The following is a 9,030-nucleotide window of genomic DNA, read 5'->3' as shown; positions in this document are numbered from 1 at the left end:
CCAAACGATTTGCACATCAGAATAGGTTCGGTCCTCCACCCAGCTTTCACTGAGCTTCAACCTACTCAGGTGTAGATCGACCGGCTTCGGGTCTCTCACGAGTGACTAAACGCGTTTACCACGCCACCCCTCCATTGCTGTGCGGGTAGTTGCTTTCGCTACGGCTACTCCTTTCAGGATTAACCTTGCCACTCGTCAGAACTCCCTGGCCCGTTCTTCAACACGGACAATAGAACAGCGATCCATCGTTGTTAACGACTTCACCTCTTTACTGCTCTATAAGTTTATCTCTGCCTAGTTTCAGGCTCTTTTCACCACCCTTCCGGGTTTCTTTTCAGCTTTCCCTCACGGTACTTAGTTCGCTATCGGACTCGGGACGTATTTAAGGTTGGATGTTAGTGCCACCCATATTCCCACGCGAAAAACGACGCATGGTACTCTGGTTACTTCCCCTTGTGGCTTCTGAAGCTTCGATTACAGGGCTATCACCTTCTAAGGCTCTTCTTTCCAGAAGATTCATCTCGCTTCAGGAGGCGTTAGAGGAAGACCAAACTCCACATCTTTCCCTTCTTTCGAAGGGCTATTCGGTTTGCCTTCTACCGCTTTCGATCGCCTTTACTAACGGTATCTCAATTGATTTCTTTTCCTCCGGGTACTAAGATGTTTCAATTCCCCGGGTTCCCTCTCCTTTCGGAGTGCCTTACGGCAGGAAGTCCCATTCGGAGATCCTTGGATCTAAGGCTCCATGCGCCTCCCCAAGGCTTATCGCAGCTTGGCACGTCCTTCTTCGGCGCCCGAACCAAGCCATCCTCTAGGCAGATTAGCAGAGCACAATCCATTGTGCCATCTCTCATCTAGTCTCATCAAAATTCGACATCTTCCCTTTTAATGTAATGCATTAAAAGGTGCATTGTAAGCGTGTATGGACTATATCATTAACAGGGATATAAGCGTTTTGATCCTGAAGCCCAATTATCTAATAATTTTATATTACTGACAGTTCAGAAATAATAATATATTTTTATCCTGAGATTTCAACCGAAACTAGAAAAAAAGGTTTCAATGCCATTCTGCTGGTGCGCCATGAATTATGTCACGCTTCCAGATTGGAGCCCTCTCCTTGATCTGATCTATGATATACCTGCAGGCGCTGAAGGCCTGATCTCTGTGCGGAGCAGACACTGCAATGACCACAGAGTCCTCGGTGATTCGCACGGTGCCTATCCGGTGAACAACTGCAGCATCGGTTATGCCAAATCTTTCAACACAGTAATTCACCATGGACTCTATTTCCCTTATCGCCATTTCACGGTAGCTCTCATAATACAACGCGTCAACCCTGATACCACCCGATTCTTCACGCACAGTCCCCTCGAAGGTCACTATGGCGCCGGCTTTAGGATTCCTCACCTTCGCTATGAGATCTTCAACAGATATCTTTGATTCCACGATGTCTATGAACATGCGAACACCTAGTCAACGGAAATATAGTTCCTGAGCATGGAGAAGAACCTGTCTGTGCTGTCCTTCAATGGCCTCTTGCTTCCATCAAAAACCTTGAAGACGGAACCTGCGATCAGGTCATGATAAGACTGACCGATCATGGTTTCGCGGTATCCCCTTGCGCCACCCCATACCAGTAGAACTGGTTTTTGAACGCGATATAGTTCCTCTGCATATCCCCCATATCCGGTACCGTCCACCACAATAACATTGCTGTATTTCTCTGGATGGTTCATAGAACATTTCAATGCAACATCTGCGTTTATGCCCTCTCCCATCAGCATAACGTTCTTCAATCTCATGGCCTGTACAAAATCGTAGTAAAATTCCGAGGCGGTATCAATACTCCCGTGATACTTGGAATTCTGGCCCTCATTTTCTGGAAATACCGGAATGTATACATTGACATTCCACTGAACTATCCTGTCCGGCGCCCTGATCTCATTCCAGATACCTTCTCCGTTTATGTCTATAAGCACAAGATTCTTCTTTATCCCTGCCTTTGCAGCGTAGCTGTAAAGGATTTTTGAACCGGAGATCAGGATCTCTCCACTTTCCATACATGATCATTTCATTCGATTATACTAATATTGGGGAACGATGACCCGATCCCGTTGCAAGGATGGCGTCTCAATATTTGCTCGATGAAGCACCATCAAATGCATTCTGGAACAAGGGCATGTCTACGACATGGTATTACAGAGTATTCCATGAAAATATAGTATGTGTCATGCCATTATGAACTGATTACCGGATCGCATAATGTGCGGTCTCAGAAAGTTAAATAAATATAGTTTGCATGATCGTGCATAGCCCTGTGGTGTAGTGGACAAGCATTTTGGACTTTGGATCCAAAGACGGCAGTTCGAATCTGCCCAGGGCTATCAAGGTGCAGAAATGGCAGATCCTGTTGAGGTAGAGACACAACCCTCCGTAAAACGCGCCAGAAAGATGGCCACAGCTGTGGCATTGGCTATTATAGCTGTTTCATTCGGGATCATATATGGATTATCCCTGAACGGAGCCACAACAGTGAACGTAATGTACGTAAACGTCGTGCTGAACGAAAATGGCGCCTCAAGAACCATTTCTATCCAGTTCAATCATGAAACGCTCACATCCGGCGAAAAGGCGTACCTGTCATTCCAGATCAATGGAGGCAGCACCGGTACAACATTAAATTCCATAAGTTCCGGCACGCCTGGGTTCACCGTGGGATCCGTGACTCCTCTTCCCTTAACAATACCTCCAGGTCAGCATTACGATCTGAAGCTGTTCTTCGTTACGCCTTCGCATGACTATGCAGGCGACATCACCATCCTAATCTCGGCGGATCCGCCTCAGGCCGCGTCATGAATCGCAGACAAATCGTTATAAATGATCAACTTCTAATTCAAATAGAAAAATCCTGAAGAACATGCTTACTATGCCATTGCATTAAAAAATAATATAAAGATATATGAGATAGTTTTTATCTTTCCGCTTCAGCCTTGGATCCTGCCTGCATCTTCGAGAAATTGTTCGCCACGTAGACCATGTATATCAGCATCAAGATCAGCAGTATTCCTCCTCCGAGGGTTATGTAGAAGTAGGCTGTGGCCATGGCCGTATTAGTAAGAAACGCTGACACTGGAAGCGTCCCGCCGAAGAATTTTGGATAGACCAGAGAATAGAACGGATAGATAGACAATGTAAGGAGGGAAAGAAATACTACCTTATTCTCTATGATCTTTCTTGTTGGCTTGTAATAGAACAGCGCTGGTGCTGCAAGACCTATTATTATGGTGAGGATCAGAATGGGCGAAAATGGGACCGCACTTATTGCAGAGTGAATCCATATCACCGCGCCGAGCTCAAGAATGACACCGAGATATGAAGCTACCATTGATACCTTCATGTAATTCTCCAGACCATAGAATATGAATGAAAATCCGTACATCAGGATGACGGCTCCTATGACAAACAGGACATCTCCGGGCGTCGTTGCCCATTTTCCAGCATTGAAGGCCAGCTTTGACAGGATCACGCCGCCGCCAGTTACAACGGACGATGCGAATATGACGAAGACTAGGCAGAAAAGACATTCGAAGATGGAGAATATTGAATACATGGATCTGTCGTTCAACCAGCCCTTCTTGATGAATTCGCCGAATATTATGAAGGCGTTTCTCCCTATGAATGCTATCAGGAGTAGAAGCAGCGGCACTGCGTATATGTATGCTGCAGGTATCAGTATTGATGGATAGGCAAAATCTGATGTGACAACCCAGAAAGCTATGAATGTACCTGTCAGCTCCCATATGGGTATAACGTAGGGACTGACCTTTTTCCTAGATCCCTCATAGTGGAAGAGGAAGAGCATTGCCCCCATCGACTCTGTGATGAAGAGGGCAAGCATTATCGACATTATTAAGAAATTTAAACCAAACACTGCGTTCATGTTTTGCACCTCAGAAGTTAACCCCTGTTGCTGACTGGGATTCCGAAACTTCTTTGCTGACCTCTTCCCTGTTGAACACTCTCGCCGAGAAGTAGAACGACACCGGTATCAACAGCGTGTAGAAGATGATCATCGCTATACCCGGGCCTATCATCGAGGTTGTGGTGTTCGCACCCTGGTATACATACATTACGTTATATATTATCCATGGCTGCCTGCCGACTTCGTCCACAACCCAGCCATCCTCCATGGTATACATGGATATCAACCCGAAAAGCGGGAACAGAATTGCCATCCATTTATTGCTGTATGGCTGCTTCTTCATTACCCACATTATCAGGTAAACAAGCAGATATAGGCCGATCAGTATACCGAACAGAACCATCAGATCGAACATGGTGTGCACTATCAGTGGTGGCCATTCATTCATCGGATAGTACATCAGTCCCTTTGGCACAACATAGGATGCGTTGCCTGTTCCAGCAAGCAAGCTCTGCAGTCCAGGTATCGTAATGGCACCCACGATCTTGCCGTATGCGATTGTACCGAAGAGCTTCTCAGGCTCAAAGGCACGGCCACCCATAAGATTCAGCTCAATGGCAGAATACTTAAGTGGCTGATATGCAATCAGCGCGCTGGCCTCAAGAGATCCGGATATGCCTGTCAGTATCACGTAGAACATGGATAGGGCTGCCGCTATCTTGCTTCCCTTCATATAGAACGTTCGTTCATCGCTGTCCCTCGCCCTCAGATATCTGTACGCAAAGTATCCACCGATCAGCATCGTGCCGGCAAGGAGTGTCTCAGGTACGACATGCGCGATCTGGGCCAGGAAGGAGGGTGCATTAACCGATGCCCATGGATTCACGTCCACGATCTTGCCAGTGCTCTCGTACACGGGTATGTTGAATCCATTCGGCGTATTCATCCAGGCATTGACCATCACTATGAATGCTGCCGAACCGAGTGTCCCTGCTCCAATGAAGAATGTGAGTATCCAGTGCGTTATCCTGTTCTTAAATGCATCCCAGTAGTATATGTATATTATGAGGAATATAGTCTCCGTGAAGAAAGCGAAGATCTCCAGGTAAAAGGGAACCATTGCAACGGCTGCTACAACTGCAAAGAACTTCGGAAACAGTATGACAAGCTCAGCCGCCATCACTATACCACTTGCCGTTCCTATGGCAAAAAATATCGTGAATACCTTGGCAAGCCTTTTAGCCAGCAGATCATAGTATTTGTCTTTATACCTTATGCCCAGGTACTCAGCCACACTAAGAACGACAATGGTAGAGATGCTCATCGTGACCAGTATTATGTGAACACCGATCGAGTAGGCGAAGAGCAATCTGTCAAAAGTCGTTATAAACGCCATATTTTGATTAATAACTGGTTCATATTTAAACCTTATTTTACTATATAATAATGTTTCGTAATTAGATAGTGCTACATAATGTAATCATACATTTTGTATTGAAGAAAGCTTAATTATACGGGTTAATTGACTTATTAATATCAAAGAATTAGGCTTAAATTTTAGGGTACGTTGATTGAATGTAGCATACATATATACAAATTTTCGTCATTTACTTCAAATTTTCAAAAAGAAAAAATAGCATGATCTGCTTTAAGATATTATGATAGCGGAAAGCTTAAAGTCTCTCTATGAGGACGAATGGAAGAAATATGTAGACCATGAATTTGTATCAAGGATGAGACGGGGAGATCTGCCAATAGAAAACTTCAAATTTTACCTCATTCAGGATTCGTTATATGTGACCGAGATGATCAAGGCCGTGATAAGGTCTGCAGAGTTGATGCCAAGCGATATGGCCTTTCAGATACTATCCGCCGTCATACTGGGAAGAGACAAGGGCATGGAAACGCATGCCTATCTGGAGAAGGAACTTGGCGTAGAGGGCAACGGCAGGATGACTATGACAACATATTCCTATACTAGGCATCTCCGTTATTCATCCACAGTCGGATGGCCGCAGTTCCTTGCAGCTTGGATACCATGCATGTGGGGCTATTCAGAGGTCGGCCGGTCTGTCTCTTCATCTCCCAATAAATATTACAGAATGTGGGCTGAATTCTATGCTTCAAAGGAGTATGCGGACAGAGTGTCCGTAATACTGAACGCGATGGACAGGTTCAATGGCGATATAACTGAGATCAAGGATTACTTCCTCATCAGCCTGAAATTTGAACAGCGTTTCTGGCAGGCCGCGCTGGAGATGGAAAGCCCAATCTGAACGCATGGCGCTCTGAAGGAAAGCCATGAACCGATCCTACTTCGTGATCGTTTTTTACTATCTGCGTTCACCATAACCGAGCGCCCGCCCATTCTATAAAAATATATTGTACGATTTGTTACGATCGCACATGTCGCTAAAAGGAGTTCTGATGGCTGGAGGAAAGGGGACAAGGCTGAGACCGATAACATATTCAATTCCAAAGCCTCTTGTTCCGGTTGCTGGCAAGCCGGTGATATCGTACATACTTGATGCGTTCTACAGATCCGGAATAAACGATATAATAATCACAACAGGATACAAATTTGAATCCCTGATAAAGGGAGTCCTTGAAAATAAGAATGGAAACCAGAACATACTGTTCTCGGTTGAAAAGGAAGCTGCAGGCACTGCCGGCGGCGTCAAGCTTGCTGAAAATTTCCTGGACGATACCTTCATCGTTGGGAGCGGGGACATACTGATCGATTTCGATGTTGGGGACATGATCAGGGAGCACCAGCGCAGAAAGAACAAGATAACCATCGCCGTCACAAAGGTCGATGATCCATCACAGTTCGGTATAGCGGAGATCGATGAAGACGGATACATAAAGAGGTTTCTCGAAAAGCCCGGCAAGAATGAGACATTTTCAGACACGATAAACGCCGGCGTTTACGTCATGGATCGATCTCTTCTTCGTTATATTCCTCAGACCGGACAGTATGACTTTGCGAAGGATCTCTTCCCGAAATTGCTCTCCCAGGGTGTGAAGATCGGAACCTATCTGATAAATGGTGTGTGGCTGGATGCCGGCAGGCCAAAGGACGTCATAAAGGCAAACCAGATCATGGTTGAAAAATATGGAGAAAGCTTCAACGGATCGGGAAAGGCCATAGTCAGATCGAAGGTTCCGGACGGTGCTTCTGTGAAGCCGCCAATATACATAGGCGAAGGCGTCCATATGGGCAAGAACATAACCATATCAGGATCGGCCGTATACGACAACGTCTCAATCGGGGATGATGTTCAGATAGAGAATTCAGTGATAATGGCTTCTTCAAAGATAATGAGGGGAACGAAGGTGGTCAACTCCGTCATAATGCAGAACACGACCATAGGCGAGAACTGCGAAATACATGACAGTGTGCTCTCTCAGAAGCTTAATCTCCAGAACGGATCCAAGGTGTATCAGGTGGCCCTATCCTCTGAGATAGTACAGGATGAAAACTAGGATTATGAGAATGGCAACGCCTATTGATATATAAATTAAATTCTTATCATTTCCAAATATTATTGGAATTGGGCCTATCATTATCAGGCCGCCATAGTGTTTTTCCTCTTTTCTCTCTTCGTGTGCATTATTCTCAAAGCTGCTTTCATATTCTGGCGGTATGAACACATGATCCGCGTCTCTCTGGAACTGAAATGGAGAGAAGAACATCAGTACGATGCCAAGGAATATGAGGAGAAACGGTATTATGGACAAACCTGAGCCGTATATGATAGGAAATATGATAAAAAGGGCAAAATGAGCAATCCCGATTGCTGCCATGGCAATCAGGATCAGGATCCCAGCCAGTACCAGCAGGTAACCCAGCTTGAATATGTTCATATCACAGGAATCCGGCTTTCTGAAGGATCAACAGATCATCCGTGGTGAGTTCCTCACCGTTCTTGAATTTCTCGAAGAGGATCTCAGCCTTCTGCTGAAGCTCATCATCCTTTTCCTTCTTCTTGGTTGCTCTCTTCTTTGTCTTAAGCCCGGCTATTACCTTCTCGAGATCCTTGAGGTCGTTCTTCGCCTGTATGAAAGCTTCATGCTCCTGTTCAGACTCCTTTCCGTACTTTATAGCCATCTCATGCATTTCATCGGCCTTCTTCCTGACCTCATCAAGTTCCTGGAGAGACTTGTTTATATCGTTGCTTATTTCAGATATCTGGTTTGATATCTCCTCTGCTCTCTTCTTCAGGTCCCTTGCAAGCGTCTTTTCCTTGTCTATCTCTGCCAGCAGGGCTTTGACCTTCTCGTTTTCGCTGAGCTGTTTCTCCCTGTCTTCCTTCATCTTCTTGATCTCGTTGCTGAGGCGCTTGATCTCCTGCACAACCTTGTCCTCTTCCGCCTTTGTCAGCTGCATCGTTTCCTGCTTCTTTATCAGCTTCTGAAGCTCCCTTTCCTTGGCTCTGATCTCTCTCTGGTTCACGTTTGTGTAGTTGGCTTCCTCCGATATCTTCTTGTACTCCTTTCTTAGTTCGGAAAGCTTCTTAAAATGTTCTTCCTTCTCTGACCTTATCTTCTGAACTTCCTCTATGAGGGCGTTTTTCTGTGATATCTTCTGTTTGACCTGGTCCCTCATTTCGTGAACCTTGGCGTTCAGCTGATCCCTCTGTTCGGCATAATTACGGCTTTGCTGTGCAGCTTCATCTCTTTTCTTTATATGCTCCTCTATTGCCTTTCTCAGAATGTCTCTCTTTTCCTCAAATTCCTGGAGAAGATCCGTCATAGTAACACTTCATTGCAGAATTCTATCCTTTATTAATGTGAGGCATATATAGATTTCGCCATCCAACTTGTATGTGCTTAGAATCTGCTTATTATGGTGACGATATCCTCATCCATAAGCTGGTAATCGATGCCTACCCTCTGTTCGCCTATGGGTCTGTTTTTGCCGGACACTATTGCATATCTGAAAGAATCGATCATGCTTCTGTTTATCTTCCTGCAGACCTCCCTGACCGTTGTACCTTCTCTCAGTATCAGCGGCTTCTGGAAATCAACCACCCCCGCCTTGTTTCTGAGGTATATTCTGATGAGGCTCAGTGACCTGAATATCCCCTCCTTCAGTTCCTCTA

General features: G+C 45.3%; 10 protein-coding genes, 1 tRNA gene and 1 rRNA gene (1 of these 12 running past the window's edge). 4 read left to right on the top strand and 8 right to left on the bottom strand.

Annotation, left to right across the window (positions count from 1 at the left end; all coding sequences use genetic code 11):
- From Q0C15_RS00710 to Q0C15_RS00700, 3 genes are all read right to left on the bottom strand, one after another.
- Window positions 1-836: ribosomal RNA gene (locus Q0C15_RS00710) — 23S ribosomal RNA — on the bottom strand; its annotated part reaches 391 nt to the left of the window's first position; the annotation flags it as partial.
- 223 nt (window positions 837-1,059) lie between these two features.
- Entirely contained in the window at window positions 1,060-1,464 is a 405-nt protein-coding gene (locus Q0C15_RS00705; RefSeq protein WP_297214982.1) for a molybdenum cofactor biosynthesis protein MoaE, read from the bottom strand.
- Between the two features lie 8 nt (window positions 1,465-1,472).
- Window positions 1,473-2,063, bottom strand: a complete 591-nt coding sequence (locus Q0C15_RS00700; protein WP_297214980.1) for an alpha/beta hydrolase — start codon at window positions 2,061-2,063, stop codon at window positions 1,473-1,475.
- A gap of 251 nt (window positions 2,064-2,314) precedes the next feature.
- Between Q0C15_RS00700 and Q0C15_RS00695 the strand changes: the two genes are divergently transcribed.
- Both Q0C15_RS00695 and Q0C15_RS00690 read left to right on the top strand, forming a co-directional pair.
- A tRNA-Gln gene (locus Q0C15_RS00695) sits at window positions 2,315-2,387 on the top strand.
- Between the two features lie 13 nt (window positions 2,388-2,400).
- The gene (locus tag Q0C15_RS00690; protein WP_297214978.1) at window positions 2,401-2,859 is read left to right on the top strand and encodes a hypothetical protein; all 459 of its coding nucleotides are present in this window, start codon (window positions 2,401-2,403) and stop codon (window positions 2,857-2,859) included.
- Window positions 2,860-2,974: 115 nt separating this feature from the next.
- Here Q0C15_RS00690 and Q0C15_RS00685 read toward each other — a convergent pair whose 3' ends face one another.
- Both Q0C15_RS00685 and Q0C15_RS00680 read right to left on the bottom strand, forming a co-directional pair.
- Window positions 2,975-3,943 (bottom strand): hypothetical protein, encoded by a 969-nt coding sequence (locus tag Q0C15_RS00685; RefSeq protein WP_297214976.1) that lies wholly within the window; start codon window positions 3,941-3,943, stop codon window positions 2,975-2,977.
- A gap of 10 nt (window positions 3,944-3,953) precedes the next feature.
- The gene (locus Q0C15_RS00680; RefSeq protein WP_297214974.1) at window positions 3,954-5,321 is read right to left on the bottom strand and encodes a cytochrome ubiquinol oxidase subunit I; all 1,368 of its coding nucleotides are present in this window, start codon (window positions 5,319-5,321) and stop codon (window positions 3,954-3,956) included.
- 262 nt (window positions 5,322-5,583) lie between these two features.
- Here Q0C15_RS00680 and Q0C15_RS00675 point away from each other — a divergent pair, with 262 nt between their 5' ends.
- Together Q0C15_RS00675 and Q0C15_RS00670 are read left to right on the top strand one after the other, a co-directional pair.
- A complete protein-coding gene (locus tag Q0C15_RS00675; RefSeq protein WP_297214972.1) occupies window positions 5,584-6,201 on the top strand; it encodes a TenA family protein in 618 nt (205 codons plus the stop codon).
- A gap of 151 nt (window positions 6,202-6,352) precedes the next feature.
- Complete coding sequence (locus Q0C15_RS00670) at window positions 6,353-7,411, top strand: NDP-sugar synthase (RefSeq protein ID WP_297214970.1); 1,059 nt, start codon at window positions 6,353-6,355, stop codon at window positions 7,409-7,411.
- Here Q0C15_RS00670 and Q0C15_RS00665 read toward each other — a convergent pair.
- The 3 genes from Q0C15_RS00665 to Q0C15_RS00655 all read right to left on the bottom strand — a co-directional run.
- Window positions 7,379-7,792 (bottom strand): DUF131 domain-containing protein, encoded by a 414-nt coding sequence (locus Q0C15_RS00665; RefSeq protein ID WP_297214968.1) that lies wholly within the window; start codon window positions 7,790-7,792, stop codon window positions 7,379-7,381. The genes Q0C15_RS00670 and Q0C15_RS00665 overlap by 33 nt on opposite strands.
- A 1-nt stretch (window position 7,793) precedes the next feature.
- Entirely contained in the window at window positions 7,794-8,681 is an 888-nt protein-coding gene (locus Q0C15_RS00660) for a coiled-coil protein (protein ID WP_297214966.1), read from the bottom strand.
- A 77-nt stretch (window positions 8,682-8,758) separates the two neighbouring features.
- On the bottom strand, window positions 8,759-9,030 hold a 272-nt coding region (locus tag Q0C15_RS00655), incomplete at its 5' end, for a TGS domain-containing protein (RefSeq protein WP_297214963.1).

It is taken from the genome of Thermoplasma sp. (genome assembly GCF_023256435.1).
GTDB lineage: Archaea > Thermoplasmatota > Thermoplasmata > Thermoplasmatales > Thermoplasmataceae > Thermoplasma.
The sequence above is the reverse complement of the archived record's forward strand: the minus strand, read 5'-3'. Positions and strand labels throughout refer to the sequence as shown.

Bases quoted from the DNA above. Each gene is read 5' to 3' on its own strand.
- Q0C15_RS00670 (WP_297214970.1), top strand. From the start codon at position 6,353: ATGGCTGGAGGAAAGGGGACAAGGCTGAGACCGATAACATATTCAATT.
- Q0C15_RS00700 (WP_297214980.1), bottom strand. From the start codon at position 2,063: ATGGAAAGTGGAGAGATCCTGATCTCCGGTTCAAAAATCCTTTACAGC.
- Q0C15_RS00705 (WP_297214982.1), bottom strand. From the start codon at position 1,464: ATGTTCATAGACATCGTGGAATCAAAGATATCTGTTGAAGATCTCATA.
- Q0C15_RS00680 (WP_297214974.1), bottom strand. From the start codon at position 5,321: ATGGCGTTTATAACGACTTTTGACAGATTGCTCTTCGCCTACTCGATC.
- Q0C15_RS00665 (WP_297214968.1), bottom strand. From the start codon at position 7,792: ATGAACATATTCAAGCTGGGTTACCTGCTGGTACTGGCTGGGATCCTG.
- Q0C15_RS00685 (WP_297214976.1), bottom strand. From the start codon at position 3,943: ATGAACGCAGTGTTTGGTTTAAATTTCTTAATAATGTCGATAATGCTT.
- Q0C15_RS00690 (WP_297214978.1), top strand. From the start codon at position 2,401: ATGGCAGATCCTGTTGAGGTAGAGACACAACCCTCCGTAAAACGCGCC.
- Q0C15_RS00660 (WP_297214966.1), bottom strand. From the start codon at position 8,681: ATGACGGATCTTCTCCAGGAATTTGAGGAAAAGAGAGACATTCTGAGA.
- Q0C15_RS00675 (WP_297214972.1), top strand. From the start codon at position 5,584: ATGATAGCGGAAAGCTTAAAGTCTCTCTATGAGGACGAATGGAAGAAA.